Origin of the sequence: Bradyrhizobium sp. NP1, assembly GCF_030378205.1 — a bacterium.
Lineage (GTDB): Bacteria > Pseudomonadota > Alphaproteobacteria > Rhizobiales > Xanthobacteraceae > Bradyrhizobium.
The window spans coordinates 746,511-766,993 of the sequence record NZ_CP127385.1; the positions used below are offsets into that span (position 1 = coordinate 746,511).

24 protein-coding genes are annotated in these 20,483 nt (G+C 65.3%); 10 read left to right on the forward strand and 14 right to left on the reverse strand.

The window, feature by feature from the left end; all coding sequences use genetic code 11:
- Positions 1 to 2 precede the first annotated feature (2 nt).
- From QOU61_RS03480 to soxC, 7 genes are all read right to left on the reverse strand, one after another.
- On the reverse strand, positions 3 to 320 hold the full coding sequence (locus tag QOU61_RS03480; protein WP_289662225.1) for a hypothetical protein: 318 nt from the start codon (positions 318 to 320) through the stop codon (positions 3 to 5).
- 38 nt (positions 321 to 358) lie between these two features.
- On the reverse strand, positions 359 to 1,210 hold the full coding sequence (gene soxA / locus QOU61_RS03485) for a sulfur oxidation c-type cytochrome SoxA (protein WP_289656747.1): 852 nt from the start codon (positions 1,208 to 1,210) through the stop codon (positions 359 to 361).
- A gap of 12 nt (positions 1,211 to 1,222) precedes the next feature.
- On the reverse strand, positions 1,223 to 1,534 hold the full coding sequence (soxZ, locus tag QOU61_RS03490) for a thiosulfate oxidation carrier complex protein SoxZ (protein ID WP_289656748.1): 312 nt from the start codon (positions 1,532 to 1,534) through the stop codon (positions 1,223 to 1,225).
- A 75-nt stretch (positions 1,535 to 1,609) separates the two neighbouring features.
- Positions 1,610 to 2,098, reverse strand: a complete 489-nt coding sequence (gene soxY, locus QOU61_RS03495) for a thiosulfate oxidation carrier protein SoxY (protein WP_289656749.1) — start codon at positions 2,096 to 2,098, stop codon at positions 1,610 to 1,612.
- Positions 2,099 to 2,117: 19 nt separating this feature from the next.
- The gene (soxX, locus tag QOU61_RS03500; protein ID WP_289662228.1) at positions 2,118 to 2,450 is read right to left on the reverse strand and encodes a sulfur oxidation c-type cytochrome SoxX; all 333 of its coding nucleotides are present in this window, start codon (positions 2,448 to 2,450) and stop codon (positions 2,118 to 2,120) included.
- A gap of 64 nt (positions 2,451 to 2,514) precedes the next feature.
- A complete protein-coding gene (locus tag QOU61_RS03505; protein WP_289656750.1) occupies positions 2,515 to 3,189 on the reverse strand; it encodes a c-type cytochrome in 675 nt (224 codons plus the stop codon).
- On the reverse strand, positions 3,173 to 4,450 hold the full coding sequence (gene soxC, locus QOU61_RS03510) for a sulfite dehydrogenase (RefSeq protein WP_502877006.1): 1,278 nt from the start codon (positions 4,448 to 4,450) through the stop codon (positions 3,173 to 3,175). The genes QOU61_RS03505 and soxC overlap by 17 nt, the downstream gene beginning before the upstream one ends.
- A gap of 297 nt (positions 4,451 to 4,747) precedes the next feature.
- Between soxC and QOU61_RS03515 the strand changes: the two genes are divergently transcribed.
- The 5 genes from QOU61_RS03515 (at position 4,748) to QOU61_RS03535 (ending at position 8,847) form a co-directional block, all read left to right on the forward strand.
- Positions 4,748 to 5,083, forward strand: coding sequence for an ArsR/SmtB family transcription factor (locus QOU61_RS03515; protein ID WP_289662231.1), 336 nt, complete (start codon positions 4,748 to 4,750; stop codon positions 5,081 to 5,083).
- An 8-nt stretch (positions 5,084 to 5,091) separates the two neighbouring features.
- A complete protein-coding gene (locus QOU61_RS03520) occupies positions 5,092 to 5,784 on the forward strand; it encodes a DUF938 domain-containing protein (protein WP_289656752.1) in 693 nt (230 codons plus the stop codon).
- 75 nt (positions 5,785 to 5,859) lie between these two features.
- On the forward strand, positions 5,860 to 7,083 hold the full coding sequence (locus QOU61_RS03525; RefSeq protein ID WP_289656753.1) for an MFS transporter: 1,224 nt from the start codon (positions 5,860 to 5,862) through the stop codon (positions 7,081 to 7,083).
- A gap of 114 nt (positions 7,084 to 7,197) precedes the next feature.
- On the forward strand, positions 7,198 to 7,560 hold the full coding sequence (locus QOU61_RS03530; RefSeq protein ID WP_289656754.1) for a nuclear transport factor 2 family protein: 363 nt from the start codon (positions 7,198 to 7,200) through the stop codon (positions 7,558 to 7,560).
- A gap of 66 nt (positions 7,561 to 7,626) precedes the next feature.
- Entirely contained in the window at positions 7,627 to 8,847 is a 1,221-nt protein-coding gene (locus tag QOU61_RS03535) for an MFS transporter (protein ID WP_289656755.1), read from the forward strand.
- Here the strand turns inward: QOU61_RS03535 and QOU61_RS03540 are convergent.
- Entirely contained in the window at positions 8,840 to 9,280 is a 441-nt protein-coding gene (locus tag QOU61_RS03540; protein WP_289656756.1) for a helix-turn-helix domain-containing protein, read from the reverse strand. The two genes, QOU61_RS03535 and QOU61_RS03540, sit on opposite strands and share 8 nt — an antisense overlap.
- Before the next feature lie 76 nt (positions 9,281 to 9,356).
- On the opposite strand from QOU61_RS03540, the gene QOU61_RS03545 reads away from it, so the two are divergent.
- Both QOU61_RS03545 and QOU61_RS03550 read left to right on the forward strand, forming a co-directional pair.
- The gene (locus QOU61_RS03545) at positions 9,357 to 10,229 is read left to right on the forward strand and encodes a class I SAM-dependent methyltransferase (protein WP_289656757.1); all 873 of its coding nucleotides are present in this window, start codon (positions 9,357 to 9,359) and stop codon (positions 10,227 to 10,229) included.
- On the forward strand, positions 10,222 to 10,734 hold the full coding sequence (locus QOU61_RS03550; protein ID WP_289656758.1) for a DUF2938 domain-containing protein: 513 nt from the start codon (positions 10,222 to 10,224) through the stop codon (positions 10,732 to 10,734). The genes QOU61_RS03545 and QOU61_RS03550 overlap by 8 nt, the downstream gene beginning before the upstream one ends.
- 42 nt (positions 10,735 to 10,776) lie before the next feature.
- Here the strand turns inward: QOU61_RS03550 and QOU61_RS03555 are convergent, their stop codons facing one another.
- On the reverse strand, positions 10,777 to 11,271 hold the full coding sequence (locus QOU61_RS03555; RefSeq protein ID WP_289656759.1) for a VOC family protein: 495 nt from the start codon (positions 11,269 to 11,271) through the stop codon (positions 10,777 to 10,779).
- Positions 11,272 to 11,545: 274 nt separating this feature from the next.
- Entirely contained in the window at positions 11,546 to 12,091 is a 546-nt protein-coding gene (locus QOU61_RS03560) for a carboxymuconolactone decarboxylase family protein (RefSeq protein ID WP_289656760.1), read from the reverse strand.
- 189 nt (positions 12,092 to 12,280) lie between these two features.
- Here QOU61_RS03560 and QOU61_RS03565 point away from each other — a divergent pair, with 189 nt between their 5' ends.
- Positions 12,281 to 13,465, forward strand: coding sequence for an acyl-CoA dehydrogenase family protein (locus QOU61_RS03565; protein WP_289656761.1), 1,185 nt, complete (start codon positions 12,281 to 12,283; stop codon positions 13,463 to 13,465).
- Positions 13,466 to 13,589: 124 nt separating this feature from the next.
- Complete coding sequence (locus QOU61_RS03570; RefSeq protein ID WP_289656762.1) at positions 13,590 to 14,729, forward strand: acyl-CoA dehydrogenase family protein; 1,140 nt, start codon at positions 13,590 to 13,592, stop codon at positions 14,727 to 14,729.
- Between the two features lie 168 nt (positions 14,730 to 14,897).
- Here QOU61_RS03570 and QOU61_RS03575 read toward each other — a convergent pair whose 3' ends face one another.
- A complete protein-coding gene (locus QOU61_RS03575) occupies positions 14,898 to 15,398 on the reverse strand; it encodes a RidA family protein (RefSeq protein ID WP_289662233.1) in 501 nt (166 codons plus the stop codon).
- Positions 15,399 to 15,783: 385 nt separating this feature from the next.
- Between QOU61_RS03575 and QOU61_RS03580 the strand changes: the two genes are divergently transcribed.
- Positions 15,784 to 17,025 (forward strand): lactonase family protein, encoded by a 1,242-nt coding sequence (locus QOU61_RS03580; RefSeq protein WP_289656763.1) that lies wholly within the window; start codon positions 15,784 to 15,786, stop codon positions 17,023 to 17,025.
- A gap of 32 nt (positions 17,026 to 17,057) precedes the next feature.
- On the opposite strand, the gene QOU61_RS03585 is transcribed toward QOU61_RS03580, so the two are convergent.
- The 3 genes from QOU61_RS03585 to QOU61_RS03595 form a co-directional block, all read right to left on the reverse strand.
- Positions 17,058 to 17,819, reverse strand: coding sequence for an outer membrane protein (locus tag QOU61_RS03585; protein ID WP_289656764.1), 762 nt, complete (start codon positions 17,817 to 17,819; stop codon positions 17,058 to 17,060).
- Positions 17,820 to 18,709: 890 nt separating this feature from the next.
- Complete coding sequence (locus tag QOU61_RS03590; RefSeq protein ID WP_289656765.1) at positions 18,710 to 19,747, reverse strand: amino acid ABC transporter substrate-binding protein; 1,038 nt, start codon at positions 19,745 to 19,747, stop codon at positions 18,710 to 18,712.
- 57 nt (positions 19,748 to 19,804) lie between these two features.
- Positions 19,805 to 20,398: a L,D-transpeptidase gene (locus tag QOU61_RS03595; RefSeq protein ID WP_502876880.1), complete on the reverse strand. Its 594-nt coding sequence runs from the start codon at positions 20,396 to 20,398 to the stop codon at positions 19,805 to 19,807.
- Positions 20,399 to 20,483 lie beyond the last annotated feature (85 nt).

The window sequence follows — 20,483 nt, forward strand, 5'->3', positions numbered from 1 at the left end:
TTTCAGCGGATCTCCATGTCCTTCCAGCGCGCTTTCTCGCTGGTCGCCTGGAAGATCGACGCCTTCGCCTGCGCCTCGGCCTCCTTCGCCTGCGCGATGGCCTGATCGAAATCGCCGGAAGCGCCCGCCTTCTTCGCCGCCGCCAGCGCCGCTTCGGTGGTGGTCCATCGGTTGCGCAAGGTTCCCGCTTCCTTCTCGGCCGCTTCGGCAGCGGCGAGCGCCGCCTTGAACTCAGCCTCAGTGGCGGCCAACACGGCCGTCGCGCCGATGGTCAGCAGCCCCGCGGCCAGCAGCAAAGCCGGCAAACCTGTCGCGAGCATGGCCTTGCCGGAACGCCGCTTGCGGTTCTCGATCAGGCTCATGGCCGCGCTCCCGGGCCGGAAATCGGCAGGCCGTTGCTCATGTAGGAGAGATAATATTCGAGGTCGCGATATTCCTCGTCCTGCGCGTTGAGCGGCACGGCGCGGGTCTGGCTGTTGCAGGTCAGGAAGCGGCGGCTGGTCGTGCCCATGCCGCTCCATTCGGAGCGGTAGATCGGCATGGCGTTGAGGATGCCGAGTGCGGGGGCCAGCACCTCGGCGCGGATGCGCTCGCCCGGGCTCTGCACATGGCAGTTCGCGCAGGAGAAGTTGAGCTGGCCGCGGCGCGTGTAGAAATATTCCTTGCCCTTCTGGTAGGCGGCGAGCGCGCGCGGATCGTTCGGGATCGTGATGTTCATCGGCTTGCCGCGCGAGGTGAAGGCCATATAGGCGGTGAGCGAGGCCATCTCGTCCTTCACGTAGGAGAAGGGCGCTTCGCCATTGGCCTCGCGGCAGCGGTTGAGCGCGAGCTCGAGCGTGACGACCTGGCCTTCCTTCTCGTCGAAATAGGGATAGTTCTGGCGGATGCCGATGCCCTTGTCCGGAAAGCAGTCGCCATAGGTCTTGCCGTTCTTGAACGGCGTCGAAAACATCTCCTTGCCGGCCTCCAGCGAAAATTCGTAGGGCGGGAACTGCTCCTTCTCCTCCCACTGCCGGTGCAGGTCGGCATCCATGGAGTAGGGTCCGTTGACGAACTCCTGCGAGGTCACCTTGGGAAACTTGTCGGTGAAGTACTTCTGGAACACTTTCGCGTCGCGCGCCGGATCGACCGCGTCAGTGGCGCGCGAAGAGGTCGGCGCTGCGAGCACCAAAGCCGCTGAAGCGAAGAGGATTGCGAGCCGCATGCGCATTGCCCGGATCTTCTATTGGATCTTGGCCGTCGTGGAGTCGCGCTCGCCCTTGTTGTCGACCCAGCTGATCTTGAGGTCGTCACCCTTCTTGGCGCCCTTGAAAGCGAACTTCACGTAGGGATCCTTGGAGACCGCCGCGCCCCAGTCGGCGACGAAAACCTGCTTGCTGTCATGCTCGAAGGTCAGTTGCTGGATGAAATGCGGCGGAATGAGGTCGCCCTTGGCGTCCTTGACGAAGCCGGAATCCATCGGGTGCTGGATCAGGGTCTGCACCTCGGTAATGTCGCCATTGGCAATGGCGCGCACGCGAATGGTCGATGGCATCGTTTTTCTCCAACTCTATGTCTGGCGCATGATCGTTGCGGAAAACCCGGCTCCGCCTTTCGATCACACGCACGCCTATCCGCCGCAGCCGCCGACTGTGACCTTGACTTCCTTGGTAGCGCTGTAGAGCTTGCCGCCGGCTTCCACGATCGCGATCACGTTGCAGGTCTTGGCCATCTTCAGCCGGTTGGCGACCGCCGGCAGCGTGCCTTCCGGTATTCGGTAATGCGCCGCCAGCGCGTTGGGATTTTCGCTGGCCAGGAACGCGATCGAGGTCACGCCGTCGAGCGTGGTGGTGACGGAAATCGGCACCACGCCGCCGTTCTCGGCGATCTCGGGCGCATCGAGCTTGACCTTGTCGGAGGCTTCCGCGGTCCGGCCATAGAGCGCCTTGATCGCGTCGGCGTCGCCCTTCTGCTTGAAGGCTGCCTCCGGATAGGGATCGTTGGCGGCAGCAAGCACCGCCGGTGCGGCGATGCTGATGCCGAGGCCCGCCAGCGCCACGAGGCCCGCGCCCTGCAGGATCAGGCGGCGCGTCGCCGGAAAGCCGTTGTCTCTCTTCATCGAAACATCTCCTGGCGCGTTACAGCGTCTGCAGGAAATCAACGACGGCGTTGATCTCCTGCTCGGTGAGGATGCGGTTGCGGCCGAATGGCGGCATCACGGTCAGCGGGTTGCGCTTGGTCTCGTCGGTGACGATGGCGACGAGATCGTTGCGATCGGGGTATTTGCTCTTGATGTCGGCGAGCGGTGGTCCGATCGTGCCCGGCAGATCGCCGCCCTTGATGACGTGGCAGGTCAGGCAATTGCCCTTGCCGCGGTCGAACGCGATCTTCTGTCCCTCGGCGGCGGCCGATTGCGCCTGCGCGGAGCCGGCTGCCGCGATGCCGATCACCAGCGTCAGTGCCGGGATCAGGCCGGGCTTCGCCAAAAGTGGTTTGGTCAAAGGCGTTTCCTGCAAATCGATGGCCGTTTACTGATTACTTCGCTTGCATGGTGTCGAGCGGTCCGGTCGTGCGCGGTGTCAGGTTACGGCCCTCCGCCGTCGAGCTGACCTTGACGTCGGCCGGATCGGCGCAGCCGTTCATGCAGGGCTTGGCGGCGGTATCCGGCCTTGGATCGGTCCAGATGAAGCTGTCGCGATTGCGCATTTTGACCTTCGGCAAACTGTCCCGGTCGGCGATGAAATCATCGGAAACGGCGTCGTTCAGGTTCAGTATATAAGCGGTCAAAGCATAAACGTCATCCGATGACAATGAGTGCGGCGTCGGCATCGGCATGGCGCGGTTAATGTAGTCCCACAGCGTCGGCGCGAACGGCCAGTAGCTGCCGACCGTAGGCTCCGGGCGGTCGTCCCTGAGCGTCCCGACCCCGCCGGCGAGTTTTGGAAACCGGCCTTCGCCTTCGCCGAAAGTTCCATGACAGAGCGCGCATTGCTCGGCATAGACCTCCGAACCGCGCTGCACCGTGCCCTTGCCGGGCGGCAGCCCCTCGCCATCGTCGCCGCGGACGTCGATGTTCCAGCCCGCGATCTGCTCGGGCGTCGCCCTCTCGCCATAGCCGTAATGGCCGGGCTCTGCCGCATGCGCGAAGGGAGCGGCGGCGATGCCGACCGCCGCGCAAAGCAGGCGCACAGCGTCACGCAAGCTGGACATCGAACACGCTTCCGTCTGACTTGACCTGCCAGGTCTGGATCGAATTGTTGTGGTAGACCGAGTTGGTGCCGCGCAGCTTTCGCAGTTGCGCAATCGTCGGCTGCACATAGCCGGTCTCGTCGATGACGCGTGACTCGAGCAGCGCCGGCCGGCCGTCCCAGTGCCAAGGCATGGTGAATTTGGTCAGCGCCTTCGACAGCACCGGCTCGTGCAGCCGCGCGCTCTGCCAGTTGATGCCGCCGTCGGTGGAGACGTCGACCCGCTTGACCTTGCCGGTGCCGGTCCATGCCAGCCCGCGGATTTCATAGAGGCCCGGGCTTTGAAGCGGCTTTTCGGGGCAGGGGAAGATAATGACGGATTTGGCGTCGATCAGCCAGGTGAAGCCGCGCGAGGTGCCGTCCGGCATCAGGTCGGTATATTTGGAGGTCTCCTCGCGGGAATACCACGGCTTCTCGCCGAGCTTGATCCGCCTCAGCCATTTGATGTTGACGTTGCCTTCCCAGCCGGGGACCACGAGCCGCAGCGGATAGCCCTGCTCGGGGCGCAGCGCCTCGCCGTTCTGGGCGTAGACCACGAGGCAATCGTCGAGGCACTTGTCGAGCGGCAGGCTGCGGTTCATGTGCGCGCCGTCGGCGCCCTCGACCATCACCCACTTCGCGTCCTTCTTGACGCCGACCTCTTCGAGCAGCGTCGAGAGCTTGACGCCGGTCCACTCCGCGCAACCGATCATGCCGTGATTGAACTGCAGCGAATTGATCTGCGCGGCGCGCCATTCCATGCCGCCATTGGCCGGGCACTCGATGAAGTGGATGCGCGACACCTGCGGAAAGCGCATGATGTCCTTCATCGAAAGGATCAGCGGCCGCTCGACCAGGCCGTGGATCATCAGCCGGTGCTGCGCCGGATCGATGTCCGGCCGCCCCGCATGGTGGCGCTCGAAGAACAGACCGTTCGGCGTGATGATGCCCTGCAGCTCCTGCAGCGGCGAGAAGCTGACGGAGGATTCGGTGCCGGCAGTGAGCCAGGGCACGTTGCGCCTGATCACGCCGGCCTCGGCGTCCGCCGGCCTGCCATAGGGCCGGTCGACCACGCCGGCGCCGAGCGATTGCGACCATGGCGCGTCGGCCGGCGGGGAGGCCGGCTCGGGCGTGCCCGCCTTTGCGCCGAAGGCGAGGCTGCCGGTCAGCGCAGCACTGATGCCCAGAAATGCGCGGCGGGCAAGCCGGGCGGGCGGGCCGCCAGACTCCGGCAGTAAATCCATGCTGTCCTGGCGCTCAGGCCGCATGTTTCCTTCCCCTTGCGGCGACCTTGCCGCATCATTTGTTCTTTTTTCTCAGCTATCGGCATTTACTAATTTAGTCAATGCTAAACCAGTGTGGTCGCACCCGAGCGCAGCGGCAGATGTGCTAGATGTGCTCCGCGCCGTGACGGTGCGACCGGGACGGCGATCGGAACTGGTGATCGGAACTGGTGATCGGACTTGGCGACCGGACTTGGCGACCGGATTTGACGATCGGGAATTGGATTGATGCGAGCAGCCGCAGTCACAGCGAGAAAAATGCCGGCCGGCTTCGGTGCCGATGCCGCGGCCGATCTGAAGAAACTGACCAGGCAGGCTGGCGAAGCCGCGCAGCTTCTGAAATTGCTCGGCAACGAGAAGCGGCTTCTGATCCTCTGCTTTCTCGCCGCGCGCGGCGAGATGACGGTGGGCGAAATCGTCGGCGTCGTGAAGTTGAGCCAGTCCGCGCTGTCGCAGCATCTCGGCAGGCTGCGAAGCGACGGCCTGGTGGCGTTCCGGCGGACGTCGCAGACGCTGCACTACCGTGTCACCGATGCCCGCGCGCTGCGGCTGTTGCAGGTGCTCAAGGAGATCTACTGCAGCGACCTGAAGTGAGGCGTATCATGGCTGACTATGTCGTCGAATTCGGCAAGGACACGCCGCCTCTGCCGGATGGCCGGCTGGATGCGGCCGCCTTTCATCGCAACCACGTGCCGATCTGGGCCGTGCTCGAACGCTTCCTTGCCGGCCAGAGTGGCGACGTGCTGGAGGCCGGCAGCGGCACCGGGCAGCATGTCATCTTCTTCGCCCGTCAGTCACCCGACATCGTCTGGTGGCCGAGCGACTTCAACGACAATCACCTGAAAAGCATCGCCGCCTGGCGGGCGCATGCGGGCCTTGACAATGTTCGCCCGCCCTTGTCGATCGATCTCTCCGATCCCGCGTGGCCGAGTGCGATGCGCGAGGCTGGCGGGCCGCGGGATCTGGCGGCGATCTTCTGCGCCAACGTCATCCATATCGCGCCCTGGCGCGTGGCGGAGGGCCTGTTCGCCGGCGCGGGCAGCGGCTTGCGCGCCGACGGCTGGCTCCTGCTTTACGGGCCGTTCAAGCGGGACGGCAAGCACACCGCGCTCAGCAATGCGGTGTTCGACACCAGCCTGCGCGCGCAGGATGCCGAATGGGGCGTGCGCGACGTCGGCGACCTCGAGCGGCTCGCGGCGGGCGCAGGGCTCGTCCTGCGCGAGATTGTCGAGATGCCCGCCAATAACCTGATTCTCGCCTTTCGTCGCCAGCGCGCGGATGACGTCAGCGCATGACCCGCGCGCGCCTGCGTCGGTTGATCGCATAGCCTCGCCCCGCCATAGTGCCGGAATGATCGGCCGGGCGAAGCGATGATCGACGTGACTGCAGGCGGGGAGATAGCGGACGATGCGCGGGCACGCGCCAATGTCGTTCGGCTCGCGATGGCGCAGGCGCTGGCGGGGGCGAATTCCGCCGTCATCTTCGCCACCGGCTCGATCATCGGCGCAACGATCGCGCCCGACATCTCGCTTGCGACCGTGCCGCTCTCGATGTTCGTGCTGGGGCTCGCGGTCGGCACGCTGCCGACCGGTGCGATTGCGCGGCGCTATGGCCGGCGCGTCGCCTTCATCATCGGCACGGCTTGCGGCGTGCTGACCGGCCTGCTCGGCTGCTTCGCCATCCTGCACGGGATGTTCTGGCTGTTCTGCGGCGCGACCTTCCTCGGCGGCCTCTACGGCGCGGTGTCGCAATCCTACCGCTTCGCGGCGGCCGACGGCGCCAGCGCCGCGTTCCGTCCCAAAGCGCTGTCCTGGGTGATGGCGGGCGGCGTGTTCGCCGGCGTGTTCGGGCCGCAGCTCGTGCAGTGGACCATGGATTTCTGGCCGCCTTATTTGTTCGCCTTCAGCTTCGTGGCGCAGGCCGTGGTCGCGCTGGTGGCGATGGCGATTCTCGCCGGCGTCGATGCGCCGACGCCCGCACCGGCCGATCTGCATGGCGGCCGGCCGCTTGCCGAGATCGCGCGCCAGCCGCCCTTCATCGCCGCCGCGCTGTGCGGCATCATCGCCTATCCCATGATGAACCTGGTGATGACCTCGGCGCCGCTCGCCATGAAGATGTGCGGGCTCACGGTCGCCGATTCCAATTTCGGCATCCAGTGGCACATCGTGGCGATGTACGGGCCGAGCTTCTTCACCGGCGCCCTGATCGCCCGCTTCGGCGCGCCGGCGGTGGTGGCGCTCGGGCTGATCCTCGAAGCGGTGGCCGCGATGATCGGGCTGTCGGGCGTCACCGCGCCGCATTTCTGGGCGACGCTGGTCGTGCTGGGCCTGGGATGGAATTTCGGCTTCGTCGGCGCCTCCGCCCTGGTGCTGGAGACGCATCGGCCGAGCGAGCGCAACAAGGTGCAGGCGTTCAACGATTTCCTGGTGTTCGGGATGATGGCGATCGGCTCGTTCTCTTCCGGGCAGCTGCTGGCGAATTACGGCTGGAACGCCGTCAACCTTGTGGTGTTTCCGCCGGTCCTGCTCGGGCTTGCCGTGCTGTCCTTTTCGTCGTTCGCCAAAAGGCGAGCGCGGCTGGTGGAGCGGATTTGACGTTCGCACCCCGCCGGCCTGCGAATGTTGGAATTGGACCACTAGCCGCGATCGACGAAATGCCCGATCCCAGCATCTGACACTTCTGGCTGAAACAGTCGCAAGGAGCCTCCCATGCCCACGCGCGCCCGTCTCGATGAGTTCATCGCCGTCGTCGAATCCGGCGACCATGCCGGCGCGATCGAGCGCTTCTACACCGAGGACGCCAGCATGCAGGAGAACACGGCGGAGCCGCGCCTTGGCCGCGACAATCTGGTCGCCCGCGAACGCGCCGTGCTCGAGCGCACGCCCACCGTCTATTCCAAGGCGGTCGCTTCCGTGCTCGACGGCGACCGCGTCGCCATCCACTGGAATTTCGAGCTCACCGACAAGGAAGGCAAGACGCGCCGCTTCGACGAGGTCGCGTTCCAGGAATGGCGCGGCGACCGCATTTTCCGCGAGCGCTTCTTCTACGACCCGACCAAGGTGAACGCTTGACGCCGTCTGCCGACAGTTCGGCGGCGGTCGAAGCGTTTTGGCGGCGATGCTGCTAGCCTCGCGGTCATGGACGCCTTGAGCCCCGCAACTCTCAATGAAAGCTCGCTCCGCTATCCGGGCTGGCGCATCGTTGCAGTCTGCTTCCTGCTCGCGACCTTCGGCTGGGGGCTCGGTTTCTACGGCCAGAGCGTCTATGTCGCCGAGCTGCAGCGGCTGCGCGGCTGGCCGGCGTCGCTGATCTCGTCGGGCACCACCTTCTTCTATCTGTTTGGCGCGGCGCTGGTCGTCTTCGTCAGCGAGGCGATCCGCAAACTCGGTCCGCGCAACTGCCTGCTGATGGGGTGCGTGGCGCTGGCGCTGGCCGCGCTCGCGATCGGTCATGCCAGCGCGCCGTGGCAGCTCTATGCCGCGGATGCCGTGCTGGCGTTCGGCTGGGCCGGCACCAGCCTCGGCATCATCACCAACACGCTCGGCCTGTGGTTCGACCACAAGCGCGGCATGGCGATCAGCCTGGCGCTGAATGGCGCGAGCTTCGGCGGCATCATCGGCGTGCCGCTTCTGGTGCTCGCGATTGCCCAATTCGGCTTTTCCGGCGCCATGACGGCGGCCGCGATCGCGATTCTCGCCGTCATGGTGCCGGTGATCCTGCTCTGTGTCGGCGCGCCGCCGGCGCTGCATCCGGTCGTCGCCGCGCGCGCGGCCGATGCGCCGTCGGCAAGGCAGATCCGTGCTCACGCGTTGCGCGACATCGGATTCCTGTCGGTGACGACGGCGTTCGCGCTGGTGCTGTTCGCGCAGGTCGGCTTCATCGTCCATTTGATCGCGTTCCTCGATCCGGTGATCGGGCGCGAGAAGGCGGCGACCGCGATCGCGCTTCTGACCGCGATGGCGGTGGTCGGCCGCGTCTCGTTCTCCTTCGTGATCGATCGCCTCAACCAGCGCCTTGCCTCCGCGCTGTCGTTCGCAAGCCAGGCCTGCGCGCTTCTCGTCATCATCAACCTGCGCAGCGACGTCGCGTTGATCGCGGCTTGCGCGCTGTTCGGCTTTTCCGTCGGCAATCTGATCACGCTGCCGTCGCTGATCGTGCAGCGCGAATTCGACAAGCGCGCGTTCGGCGTGCTGGTCAGCCTGCTCACCGCGATCAACCAGGTCACCTACGCGTTCGGCCCGGGCGTGGTCGGGCTGCTGCGCGATCTCTCCGGCGGCTATGCGCTGCCGTTCTATGGCTGCATCGCGCTCGAGCTGACCGCGGCGGTGCTGATCATGATTCGCGGACGCGTTAGCTAGGCGCGCGCCGCGCCCGCGTCGTCTTCTTCCTTTCACCGATCACGCCTGAAGCCGCGGCCCGCAGCAGGCGGCGGAAGGTCGGGCATTCCATGTGGCTCGGCGCGGGACAGACCGCAGCGTGGCGCAGCCCGTCGCGCATCGCGTTGAGCTTGCGGATGGTCCGCTCCAGCTCGTCGGCCTTGGCCGTGAGCATCCTGCGGTCGATCCGCGGCCGGCCGTCGGGGGCGAACATGCGTGCGATCTCATCGAGCGTGAAGCCCGCGGCGCGGCCGAGCGCGATCAGCGCCAGCCGCTCCAGCACGCTGGCATCGAACAGGCGGCGCATGCCGCGCCGACCGATCGAGGCGATCAGCCCCTTTTCCTCATAGAACCGCAGCGTCGAGGCCGGCACGCCGGCGCGCTGCGCCACCTCGACGATATCAAGGTCCTTCATGGCTCTTGACCTCAAGTTCACTTGAACTGGCAGGATGCGGCATCCGATGCATGAAGGCAAGCGAGAGGAGAAGACGATGGAGCTCACGCGCGAGAGTGATGATGAGCAGGCGGCCCTTTGGAATGGCCCGGCCGGCCGCGCCTGGGTCGAGACGCAGGACCTGCTCGACCATATGTTCGGGCCGTTGCAGGACCGGCTGGTCGAGGCGGCGTCGCTGCAATCCACGAGCCGCGCGCTCGACGTCGGCTGCGGCACCGGAAGCCTGACGCTTGCCGTCGGGCGGCTGATCGGCGCCAGCGGGCGCTGTACCGGCATCGACATTTCCCATCCAATGATCGTCGCCGCAAAAGCCCGCGCCGAACGGGAAGGGGTGGCGGCAAGCTTCATCTGCGCCGATGCGCAGGCGCACGGCTTTGCGCCCGCAAGCTTCGACAGGATCGTGTCGCGGCTCGGCGTCATGTTCTTCAAGGACCCGGTGCGAGCGTTCGCGAACCTGCGGTGCGCTGCGACGTCAGGCGCCGAGCTTCGCTTTGTCGCCTGGCGCAGCGCGGCTGAAAACCCGTTCATGACCACGGCCGAGCGCGCCGCGGCGCCGCTGCTGCCCGATCTTCCCGCGCGACGGCCGGATGGCCCGGGACAGTTCGCCTTCGCGGACCCGCAGCGGATCGGCGCGATCTTGCAGGCGGGCGGCTGGGCCGGGATCGACATCGTCGCGGTCGATGTGGTCTGTACCTTTCCGGCGGCGGAGCTCGATCGTTATCTCACGAGGCTTGGTCCCGTCGGCGTGGTTCTCGAGACGGCCGACGCGCGAACCCGTTCGCGCGCGATCGACTCGGTGCGGCCGGCCTTTGACGCATATGTGCACGGCGACGAGGTTCGATACACCGCCGCCTGCTGGATGGTGGGCGCGCACGCCGCATCCGCGCTGGCGGGAGCACGGCATGCTTGACGTGGCGGACTATCTCCTGCAGGCCTGCCTGATCGGCGCCGGCGCGACGCTCGTGATGGATTTCTGGACCGTCGTGCGTCGCAAGCTGTTCGGCGTTCCAGCGCTGGACTATGCGTTGGTCGGGCGCTGGCTGCTTCATCTTGCGTGCGGGCGGTTTCGCCATGATCCCATCGCGGCGTCGCCGCAGGTCAGGGGCGAGCGCCTGTTCGGCTGGACCGCGCACTATCTGATCGGCATCGCGTTCGCCGGCGTGCTGCTGGCGGCCTGGGGCCTCGACTGGGCGCGCCAGCCCACAATCGCGCCCGCGCTGATCACAGGCGTCGGCAGCGTCGCCGCGCCGTTCTTGATCATGCAGCCGGCCATGGGGGCAGGTTTCGCGGCGAGCCGCACGCCGCGTCCGGCGCTCGCGCGGCTGCACAGCCTCGTCACGCACGCGATATTCGGTTTCGGCCTGTACGCGGCGGGCTGGCTCGTCAGCCTGTTGGGGCTATTGCGTGGAGCGTAAGCGACGACCCCGCTCCGCTCACATTCGCAATGATGATGAAAGCTACACGTCTCGCTGCCTGAGCAGGTCTTCCAGATCAAGCCGCTTCGTGAACATCGCAAGCGCCCCGTCGGCGCTGCGCGGCCATTGCTCCCTGGGCCGGTCCCAATAGAGCTCGACGCCGTTCTCGTCGGAATCGCGCAGGTAGAGTGCTTCGCTCACGCCGTGGTCGCTGGCGCCATCGAGCGGAATGCCGGCGCTCAGCACGCGGTGCAGCGCATCGGCGAGCGCCGCCCGCGTCGGGTAGACGATCGCGGTGTGGTAGAGCCCGGTCGTTCCCGGCGGCGGCGGATGGCCGCCCTTGCTCTCCCAGGTGTTGAGCCCGATGTGATGATGATAGCCGCCGGCCGAGATGAACGCCGCGCTGGAACCCATCTTCTGCATCAGCTCGAAGCCGAGCACGCCGCAATAGAAGGAAAGCGCGCGGTCGAGGTCGGCGACCTTGAGATGCACGTGCCCGATGCGGGTGCCTGAGATGATGGGCGGGTTTTGCGGCATGCGGGTCTCCGTCGTCGGATCACCGCAATCTATGTGCTGCACTGGCAATACGATACGGGCCGATCCGGAAATCCAGGGTTTCTGAAAATGGCCGCTGGCCTTCACCTCGCCCCGCGTGCGGGGAGAGGTCGGATCGCATCGTTAGATGCGATCCGGGTGAGGGGGATTCTCCGCGAGCTCAAATACGTCGAAGGGCCCCTCACCCCAACCCTCTCCCCGTAAGAACGGGGAGAGGGGGAACGGCCAGCGGTGATCCTGACCGTTGCGCCCTGCCTTACGCCAGCTCCGACACTTCCCCATCGGGCAGCGGAAACTCGAAGGTGTTCAGCGTCATCGACACCATGGTGTAGTAGCCGCACAGCCCGATCACCTCGACCACGCCGCGCTCGCCGAGCACCTTCACCGCCTCGTCGTAGAGGCCCTTGGCGACGCCATGGCCCTCATGCAGCGATTTGGCGAGGTCGTAGATCATCTTCGCCTTGGGGTCGTCGAAGGCGGGCGTGCGGCGGTCGCGGATGTCGTCGATCACCTTGGGATCGAGCCCGCCCTTCAGCGCGAGCCGCTTGTGCGCGTACCATTCGTAATGCGAGGCCCAGTGCCGCGCCGTCACCAGGATCGCGATCTCCGAAAGCTTCGCCGGAAAGATGGTGTCGTAGCGCACGAATTCGCCGAGCCGCGTCGCGTGCTTGGCCATGCCGGGGCTGTTGAGCCAGGCCATCATCGGCGGCGGCGCCGAGCCGCGTTTTCCCGCCACCGCCTCGTCATAGATCTGTTTTTGATCGGCGCTCATTTCGCCAGGCGAAAGCAGCTTCAGGCGCATGGCCGTTTCCTCTTTCTTTTCAATCGTTCGGGCGGCGAAACTATACAGGATCGCCTCGCCCTGGCTACCGGCGCGGCGGCAGGGCTCCGTGCAAGAGAACTGTTGAATTCCACGAGGCGCGGCTTAAGGTCGGCACAACGATCTTGACACTGGAAACACCGCCGGGAAACACACCCAGGAAACACACCCATGGCCGATCTCGAAAAATTCCGCCTGGAAACGCGCGCCTGGCTCGAGGCCAATTGCCCGCCTGAAATGCGCAAGCCCATGACCTCGGACGAGGACACTTTCTGGGGCGGTCGCAACACCAAATTCTCATCCGAGCCGCAGCGCGTCTGGTTCGAGCGCATGCGCGACAAGGGTTGGACCGTGCCGGACTGGCCGAAGCAATATGGCGGCGGCGGGCTCGACGCCGCCGAAACCAAGGTGTTGCGCGAGGAGATGGCGGCAATCGGTGCGCGCTCGCCGCTGTCGAGCTTCGGCATCTGGATGCTGGGCCCCGCGCTTCTGAAATACGGCAGCGAGGCGCAGAAGAAGGAGCACCTGCCAAAGATCGCGGCCGGGCTGATCCGCTGGTGCCAGGGCTATTCCGAGCCGAATGCCGGCTCCGACCTCGCCTCGCTGCAGACCCGCGCGGTAAGCGACGGCGACGACTTCATCATCAACGGCCAGAAGATCTGGACGTCCTATGCGAACTATGCCGACTGGATCTTCTGCCTGGTGCGTACCGATCCCGCTGCGAAGAAGCATGACGGCATCAGCTTCATCCTGTTCGACATGGCATCAAAGGGCGTCTCGACAAAGCCGATCCTTTTGATCTCCGGCCGCTCGCCGTTCTGCGAGACCTTCTTCGACAACGTGCGGGTGCCGAAGTCGCACGTCGTCGGCCAGATCAATCGCGGCTGGGATGTCGCGAAATACCTGCTGCAGCATGAGCGCGCGATGATCTCGGGGCTCGGCGAGCGCGGCGTCTCGCGCCCGCTCGGCCAGATTGCCGCCGACAGCGTCGGCGCCGACGAGCAGGGCCGGCTGGAAGACCCGATCCTGCGCGGCCAGATCGCGAGCTTCGAGATCGACGAGGCGGCGCTGGCGGCTGCGGCCGAGCGCATGATCGATCTTTCGAAGGCGGGCCAGGGGCATCCCGCGTTCTCCTCGGCGATGAAATATTACGGCACCGAGCTCAACAAGCGCCGCTACGAGATCCTGATGTCGGCGGGCGGCATCGATGCGCTGGAATGGGAGAGCGAGCGCTCCAAGGGCGGCGCGCGGCCGCGCGCCTGGTTGCGCACCAAGGCCAATTCGATCGAGGGCGGCACGTCAGAGGTGATGCTCGGCATCGTCGCCAAGCGCATCCTCGATCTGCCGGGGGCGTAGCTTCCGTCGTTCCGGGGCGGCGCGAAGCGGCGAACCCGGAACCTCGAGATTCCGGGTCCGCGTCTGCGACGCGTCCCGGAATGACCAATCAGAAATTCCCGCTACCGATACCGGAAACCCACCCATGTCCCTCGTCCTCACAGAAGAACAATCCATGCTGCGCGACAGCGCGCGCGGGCTCATCTCCGACAAGGCGCCGGTCTCGCATCTGCGCCACCTGCGTGACGCCAAGGACGCTACCGGCTTCTCGCGCGAGCTCTGGAAGGAGTTTGCCGAGATGGGCTTTGCCGGCCTCTTGGTGCCGGAAGAGTTCGGCGGCTCGGGTCTCGGCTGCGTCGAGGCCGGCGTTGTCATGGAAGAGATCGGCCGCAATCTGACGCCCTCGCCGTTCCTGTCGACCGCGGTGCTGGCGGCGTCCGCGCTGTCGCGCGGCGGCAGCACGGCGCAGAAATCAGAGCATCTGCCGAAGATCTCGGCCGGCCAGCTGCTCGCCGCGCTCGCGGTCGATGAAGGGGCAAAACATCGCCCGCTGCAGACCGCGATGCAGGCGGTGCGTTCCGGCAACGGCTTCAGGCTGAGTGGCGCCAAGGCGCTGGTGGTCGACGGCCATGTCGCCGATCTCCTGATCGTCGCGGCGCGCAGCGCGGGCAGTGCCGGCGAGCGCGATGGCTTGACGCTGTTTCTGGTCGATCCCAAGGCCAGGGGCCTCTCGACCGAGCGCACCATCATGGTCGACTCGCACAACGCGGCCCGCATCGACTTCGACAATGTCGAGGTCAATGCCGACGCCGTGCTCGGCGAGGTCGATCAGGGTCATGCGCTGCTCGAGGGCGTTCTCAACATCGGCCGCGGCGCGGTCGCCTCCGAAATGGTGGGCCTGAGCGAGGAGGTGTTCGGCCGCACGGTGTCGTACCTGAAGGAGCGCAAGCAGTTCGGCCGCGCGATCGGCGAATTCCAGGCGCTGCAGCACCGCGCCGCCCAGCTCTATATCGACATCGAGATCACGCGCGCCGCCGTGCTGAAGGCGTTGCAGGCGCTCGACGGCGATCTTGCCAATGCAGCCGCGGCGGTTGCGGTGGCGAAGGCGCGCGCAGGCTCAACCGCGACGCGCGCCGTGCAGGAAGGCGTGCAGATGCATGGCGGCATGGGCATGACCGACCAGTTCGACATCGGCTTTTTTATGAAGCGGGCGCGGGTCTGCGAAGAACTGTTTGGCGATGCCAATTTCCATGCCGACCAGCTCGCGCGGGCAAGGGGATATTGATCCTTACCCTCCAGGGGAGGGTGGAGAGAAGTGCTGTAGATCGTAGATGGGTTGAGCGTAGCGAAACCCATCGGAGGAAGCGACAGCGTGATGGGCTTCGCGTCGTTCAGCCCATGCTGCGCCCCGTCGATGAGCCGCGCGTGACAACGGCGAGGCCGGGTTTGCCGGTCACTCCGCCACCTCGACGATCATCTCCACCTCGACGGCATTGTTGAAGGGAAGGCCGGCCATTCCGACCGCAGATCGCGCGTGTTTGCCGGCCGCATCGCCGAAAACCTGCACCATCAAATCGGAAAATCCGTTGATGACCTTCGGTTGGTCGCCGAAGCCGTCGGCCGAGTTGACCATCCCAAAAACTTTGACCACGCGCTTCACGCGATCGAGACTGCCGAGCGCGGTGCGCACCTTCGCCAGCATGATCAGCCCGACCTGGCGCGCGGTGTCATAGCCTTCCTGCACGGTGAGGTCCTTGCCCACCTTGCCCTTGTATTTCCAGTCAGCCGCCGGCGTATTTCCCGCGAGGAACAGCAGGTTGCCGACCCGTACCGCGTCGACATAGTTGGCGACCGGAGGCGGGACGGCCGGCAGCGTGATGTTCAGCTCCTTCAGCCGGGCTTCGGCGGAAGCCGAGCCCTGCGCCAGAGCGTCCGCCGGAACAGCAATCCACATCATCAGTCCGAGCGCACACAGGCATGCCCATGAGCTCAGTCTCGTCGCGCCGTTTACGTAAGTCATGTGCCGCCTCCATCAGGATACTTCGCAGTTCTCAAATGACGGTAGCAGTCGCGAGCCAATAATCGCCGCACGTACCCGCTTTGGACGTTGGCGGCTGCTCCAGCAACAAAAAATCTACGCTACTCGCGGGTGCAAATGAAGGGCCGATTGCCGCGCGCGAATCAGTGACCGATCGGGCAGGCACTTTCGCTTGACAACGTCACCCCGCCGCGTCTCACATCTCGCCGCGTTCATCTGCGCGGACTCTTCCCTCCGGGGAAGGGCACGATTCCGAATTCTCACCTGAAGACCGAGGGTCGAGTGAACCGGAGGAATCGCCATGCTGGATCGTCGGACATTCTGTGCGCTTGCGGCCGGCGCGTTCGCGGCGCCGCGTATCGCCCGGGGGCAGGACATGACCCGCAAGGTGTTCTTCTATGTCAGTCTTGGACCGGCACTGAGGCTCTACCGGATCGACGCCGACGCGGCGACCCTGAGCCAGGGCGGCGCGGTGATGCTGCCCCAAAGGGTCCAGTATGCCTGGCCGCATCCGTCGGCTCCGTTCCTGTATGTCGTGTCGAGCAATGGCGGGCCGGGTATCAAGGGCGACAAGAATTTTCTGAGCGCGCTCCGGATCGATCCCGGCAGCGGAGACCTGAGGGAGCACGGACAAGCGGCCGCGCTGCGCTGGCGGCCGATCCACGTTTCGGTCGATCACGCCGGCGCCTTTGCGCTTGTCGCCTATAACGACCCGAGCGGCGTATCGGTGCACCGGATCAACGCGGATGGCACCGTCGGCGACGAGGTCGCGCAGGCCGCATCGCTCGATTGCGGAATCTTCGCGCACCAGATCCGCGTCACGCCCGACAACGCCGCCGCGATCCTGGTGTGTCGCGGCAACGACGCGGCCAAGGGCAAGGGGGAAGATCCCGGCTCCCTGAAGCTGTTCAGCTTCAGGGACGGCCAGCTCGCCAACCGGGTGTCGGTCGCGCCGAACGGCGGTTACGGCTTCGGGCCGCGTCATCTCGATTTTCACCCCGGCCTGTCGTTCGTCTACGTGTCGCGCGAGCGCGAGAACAAGCTCGATGTCTACCGGCTTTCGAACGGCGTGCTCGAGTCCGCGCCGCTCTTCGTGAAGGATACGCTGGCGGAGCCCACCAATATCCGCTCGCGCCAGGCCGCTTGCACGCTTCATGTGCATCCGAACGGCCGCTTCCTCTATCTCGCCAATCGCGCCTTCGATGCCGTCAAGGTCGATGGCAAGGACGTGTTTCCCGGCGGAGAAAACAACATCGCGGTGTTCGCCATCGATCAGGCGACCGGCGAGCCGAGGCTGATCCAGAACGAGGACGTCCGTGGCATCTACCCGCGGACCTTCGCGCTCGATCCGGGCGCCAGAATGCTGGTTGCCACCAATGTCGAGCCCAGGCTGGCGCGTGACGGCGCCGGCACGAAGACCGTGCCAGCGAACATCGCGACGTTCAAAGTCGGAGCCGACGGCAAGCTCACCTTCGCCCACAGCTACGAGGTGGATACAGGCGGCGATCAGCAGTTCTGGAGCGGGATGGTGACGCTGGGCTAGCGATCGAGCGGGGTGCGGGCTGCCAGCCAGGATCAGTATTTCGCGACGATGGGACCGCCGAAGGTGTAGTTCACCCGAACCGTCCCGATGTCGACGCCCTGGGATATGTTGTCGCTGCGTCCAACGGCGGTCGGGATCGGCGGGAAGGAGACGCTGTTGCGGCCCATGAACAGGTGATCGTACTCGACCGCCACCGACCAGTTCGGGGCAAAGCCGAATTCGATGCCGGTTCCGACGGCACCGCCCCAGCGGGTTTCGCTCGCCTGGTTGAACACGGCGCCGGTGCCGGTGAAGAAGGAAGTGTACTTGTTGTCGGTGACCGCGCCGCCGCCCTTCAGGTACCAGAGCACGTTGTTCCAGGCATATCCGACCTGACCGGTGAACAGACCGAAGGCGTCGATCTTGGTCTGGTTCATGTAGGGAATGATCGCAGTCCGGCTGCTGTTCGATCCCTTCAGATTCGCCCAGTCGCCCTGCGCTTCCAGCCCGAACACCCAGTTGGTCATCTGCCAGCGATAGCCGACCTGACCGCCGACCACGCCTCCGGTCGCGTCGTGGCAACCTTCCGAACTCGGAAACACCGGAGCGCCAGCAACGCTGGTGATGGTGTAGCAGTCGTGGCTCGAGCCGCCGCCGCCGTTGAGACCGATATAGAAGCCGCCCCAGTTATAGATGGGCGCGACCATCGGAGGTGCCTTGGTGTAAGGCCGCGCAGCGAGGTCCGCAGCCGATGCCGCGCCCGCAAAGCCGGCGATCGCAACCAGTCCAGTCCCAACAATTGCAAAACGACGCATTTCCAGTCCCCAGGGCATGATCGATGTGGCATGATCGATGTGCGTGGACGCGTTTTGCCATGGGAAGATTGCATGCGACAGACTGGCGCAGCCTAAGGTTGCCTTTTTTGGCGGGTCTGTTGCGGAAAAGTCTCACCGTCTTCCGGCCGACCAAGCTCGCCTGACGGACGGATCAGCGCGAGTTTTGCTTCGGACTTGTCGTGCGCGCAAAAATGAAATTCGCGAGCCGATTCAAACTGATTTGGGCCGTCCAGTCCTTTGCCAAAAAATAATTCGCTTGTTGCGTCGGGCAAATCAGTGGCTTCACTCGGCGCGTCCTGCACCGAGTGAGGGGCGTACGCGTCGTCACGAACGTTGGCGCAGGATGCGATGGACGTGATGGCGTCGCCAGACGAGCGGCGTTCACTCGCGGACGGCGAAGTCGTGTGGTCCTGGCATCCCGACGCTGATGCCAAGTTCGCGAGAGGCAAGCTCTCGCGGGCGACGGTGGCAAGAAAGCCCGGTCACCGGGGAGAGCACGAAGGAAACCGTAAAACCATCGCGCAGGGAGAGCCGGATGTTGTGGCCAAACCTGTGGTGACTAACTCGTGTGCTTTCTTCACTTGCACGCGAGGCTGCGGGTGCGGTCAGCGCCCGGCTTTCCCTGCGCCCTCTGTCTTCGGGGGACAATGATGCCGCAACGCTCGGGCGCGAACGCGCCGCGAGAAGGCGGAGGCGTGGCCGGCTGTTTGAGAAATGAAAACGAAAATTTGCGCCGCGGTCATCGCCCGGCTTGACCGGGCGATCCAGTACGCCGTGGCTTCACCGCATCATTCCGCCGTCTCTGGAATACTGGATCACCCGCTTGCGCGGGTGATGACAGTCATCGGTCGAGAAGGGCGCGTGCGCCTTCACCTGATCGGCGGGGCGTACTGGATGCCGCCGGCATTCCAGAGCTGGTTCAGCCCGCGCGGGATGTGCAGCTTCGACTCGGCGCCGACATTGCGCTCATAGACCTCGCCGTAATTGCCGACATGGCGGATGATGCGCACGGCCCAGTCCTTGGTGAGCCCAAGATCCTCGCCATAGGTGCCCTCGTTGCCGACCAGCCGCATCACGTCCGGCTTCTTCGACTTCAGCGCCTCGTCGATGTTCTTCGAGGTGACGCCGAGCTCCTCCGCGTTGATCATCGCGTACAGCGTCCACTTCACGATCATCATCCAGTCGTCGTCGCGCTGGCGCACCACCGGCGCGAGCGGCTCCTTGGAGATGACCTCCGGCAGGATGATGTGATCGTTCGGCTTCGCCATGTTGAGCCGCAGCGCGTAGAGCTGGGAGACGTCGGCGGTGAAGGTGTCGCACTTGCCGGAATCATAGGCCTTTATGACCTCCTCCAGCTTGGGAAACTTCATCTCCTCGTATTTCATGTTGTTGGTGCGGAAATAGTCCGCGAGGTTGAGCAGCGTGGTGGTGCCGTCCTGCACGCAGACCTTGCTGTTGTTGAGGTCGAGCGCGGTCTCGATGTTGCGCGAGCGCGGCAGCATGAAGCCCTGGCCGTCGTAATAGGCGACCGCGGGGAAATAGAGGTCGTAGTTCTCCTCGCGCGCCATGCTCCAGGTCGAGTTACGCGAGAGGATGTCCACCTTGCGGCTCTGCAGTTCCTTGAAACGCTCGCTGGCGTCGAGCGGGATGAACTTGGCCTTGCTCGGATCGTCGAAGATCGCGGCGGCGACCGCGCGGCAGAAATCGACGTCGAAGCCGCTCCAGATGCCCTTGTCATCGGGCGCCGAGAAGCCGGGCAGCCCGGCATTGACGCCGCACAGCACCTCGCCGCGGCGGATCGTGCGCTTCAGGGTGCGGGTGTCGTAGCGTTCATAGGCGACGGCGGCGGCTGCAACCAGGACGGCAACCGCGAGCCCGATCGTGAGCCCGCCTCGAAATGTACGCATGGTGATTTCTCGCTGAAATGGGGAAGGGGAGAGCGACGCGGCCGGAAAAGCCGGAGCCTAGAGCTCCGGCTTCTGCCTCACGACGACCTTGGTGCCGACGGGAACGCGGTCATAGAGGTCGGCGACGTCATTGTTCACCAGGCGGAAGCAGCCCGAGGAGACCTTGGTGCCGATCGTGTCCGGGCGGTTGGTGCCGTGGATGCGGTAGACCGTGGTGCCCAGATACATCGCGCGCGCGCCGAGCGGATTGCCCGGGCCGCCCGCCATGAAGCGCGGCAGATAGGGCTGGCGCGCGATCATCTCCGGCGGCGGTGTCCAGTCCGGCCATTCCTTCTTGTTGGTGATGTTCAAGAGCCCCTGCCACTGGAAGCCGTCGCGTCCAACCCCGATGCCGTAGCGGATGGCGCGGCCGCCGGGTTGCACCAGATAGAGGTGGCGCTCGGATGTCGAGATGATGATGGTGCCCGGCGGTTCAGTGGTCCGGTAGTAGACCACCTGCTTCTGCCATTCCGGATCGAGCTCGTAGGAATCGTCGGCAATGAGGCCCGGCTCGTCGCCGCGGTCGGGCTGTTGCGCAAAGCCATGCGAAGGCGCGGCGGCGATACCGATCGCGGCAAGCAGCATCCAGATCAGGCGGCGCGGTTGCATCATGGACAAGTTCTCCCGGGGCATGCGGCGCATGAGCCGCGCGGGTGTCGGCGCGTTCATGCTGGGTTCCCATCAAATCTCAGGGCCA

What these genes read in the sequence shown, in the direction of transcription:
- QOU61_RS03480 (WP_289662225.1), bottom strand. Translation starts at nt 320, where the DNA reads ATGCTCGCGACAGGTTTGCCGGCTTTGCTGCTGGCCGCGGGGCTGCTG.
- soxA (WP_289656747.1), bottom strand. Translation starts at nt 1,210, where the DNA reads ATGCGCATGCGGCTCGCAATCCTCTTCGCTTCAGCGGCTTTGGTGCTC.
- soxZ (WP_289656748.1), bottom strand. Translation starts at nt 1,534, where the DNA reads ATGCCATCGACCATTCGCGTGCGCGCCATTGCCAATGGCGACATTACC.
- soxY (WP_289656749.1), bottom strand. Translation starts at nt 2,098, where the DNA reads ATGAAGAGAGACAACGGCTTTCCGGCGACGCGCCGCCTGATCCTGCAG.
- QOU61_RS03505 (WP_289656750.1), bottom strand. Translation starts at nt 3,189, where the DNA reads ATGTCCAGCTTGCGTGACGCTGTGCGCCTGCTTTGCGCGGCGGTCGGC.
- soxC (WP_502877006.1), bottom strand. Translation starts at nt 4,450, where the DNA reads ATGGATTTACTGCCGGAGTCTGGCGGCCCGCCCGCCCGGCTTGCCCGC.
- QOU61_RS03515 (WP_289662231.1), top strand. Translation starts at nt 4,748, where the DNA reads ATGCCGGCCGGCTTCGGTGCCGATGCCGCGGCCGATCTGAAGAAACTG.
- QOU61_RS03520 (WP_289656752.1), top strand. Translation starts at nt 5,092, where the DNA reads ATGGCTGACTATGTCGTCGAATTCGGCAAGGACACGCCGCCTCTGCCG.
- QOU61_RS03525 (WP_289656753.1), top strand. Translation starts at nt 5,860, where the DNA reads ATGATCGACGTGACTGCAGGCGGGGAGATAGCGGACGATGCGCGGGCA.
- QOU61_RS03530 (WP_289656754.1), top strand. Translation starts at nt 7,198, where the DNA reads ATGCCCACGCGCGCCCGTCTCGATGAGTTCATCGCCGTCGTCGAATCC.
- QOU61_RS03535 (WP_289656755.1), top strand. Translation starts at nt 7,627, where the DNA reads ATGGACGCCTTGAGCCCCGCAACTCTCAATGAAAGCTCGCTCCGCTAT.
- QOU61_RS03540 (WP_289656756.1), bottom strand. Translation starts at nt 9,280, where the DNA reads ATGAAGGACCTTGATATCGTCGAGGTGGCGCAGCGCGCCGGCGTGCCG.
- QOU61_RS03545 (WP_289656757.1), top strand. Translation starts at nt 9,357, where the DNA reads ATGGAGCTCACGCGCGAGAGTGATGATGAGCAGGCGGCCCTTTGGAAT.
- QOU61_RS03550 (WP_289656758.1), top strand. Translation starts at nt 10,222, where the DNA reads ATGCTTGACGTGGCGGACTATCTCCTGCAGGCCTGCCTGATCGGCGCC.
- QOU61_RS03555 (WP_289656759.1), bottom strand. Translation starts at nt 11,271, where the DNA reads ATGCCGCAAAACCCGCCCATCATCTCAGGCACCCGCATCGGGCACGTG.
- QOU61_RS03560 (WP_289656760.1), bottom strand. Translation starts at nt 12,091, where the DNA reads ATGCGCCTGAAGCTGCTTTCGCCTGGCGAAATGAGCGCCGATCAAAAA.
- QOU61_RS03565 (WP_289656761.1), top strand. Translation starts at nt 12,281, where the DNA reads ATGGCCGATCTCGAAAAATTCCGCCTGGAAACGCGCGCCTGGCTCGAG.
- QOU61_RS03570 (WP_289656762.1), top strand. Translation starts at nt 13,590, where the DNA reads ATGTCCCTCGTCCTCACAGAAGAACAATCCATGCTGCGCGACAGCGCG.
- QOU61_RS03575 (WP_289662233.1), bottom strand. Translation starts at nt 15,398, where the DNA reads ATGTGGATTGCTGTTCCGGCGGACGCTCTGGCGCAGGGCTCGGCTTCC.
- QOU61_RS03580 (WP_289656763.1), top strand. Translation starts at nt 15,784, where the DNA reads ATGCTGGATCGTCGGACATTCTGTGCGCTTGCGGCCGGCGCGTTCGCG.
- QOU61_RS03585 (WP_289656764.1), bottom strand. Translation starts at nt 17,819, where the DNA reads ATGCGTCGTTTTGCAATTGTTGGGACTGGACTGGTTGCGATCGCCGGC.
- QOU61_RS03590 (WP_289656765.1), bottom strand. Translation starts at nt 19,747, where the DNA reads ATGCGTACATTTCGAGGCGGGCTCACGATCGGGCTCGCGGTTGCCGTC.
- QOU61_RS03595 (WP_502876880.1), bottom strand. Translation starts at nt 20,398, where the DNA reads ATGATGCAACCGCGCCGCCTGATCTGGATGCTGCTTGCCGCGATCGGT.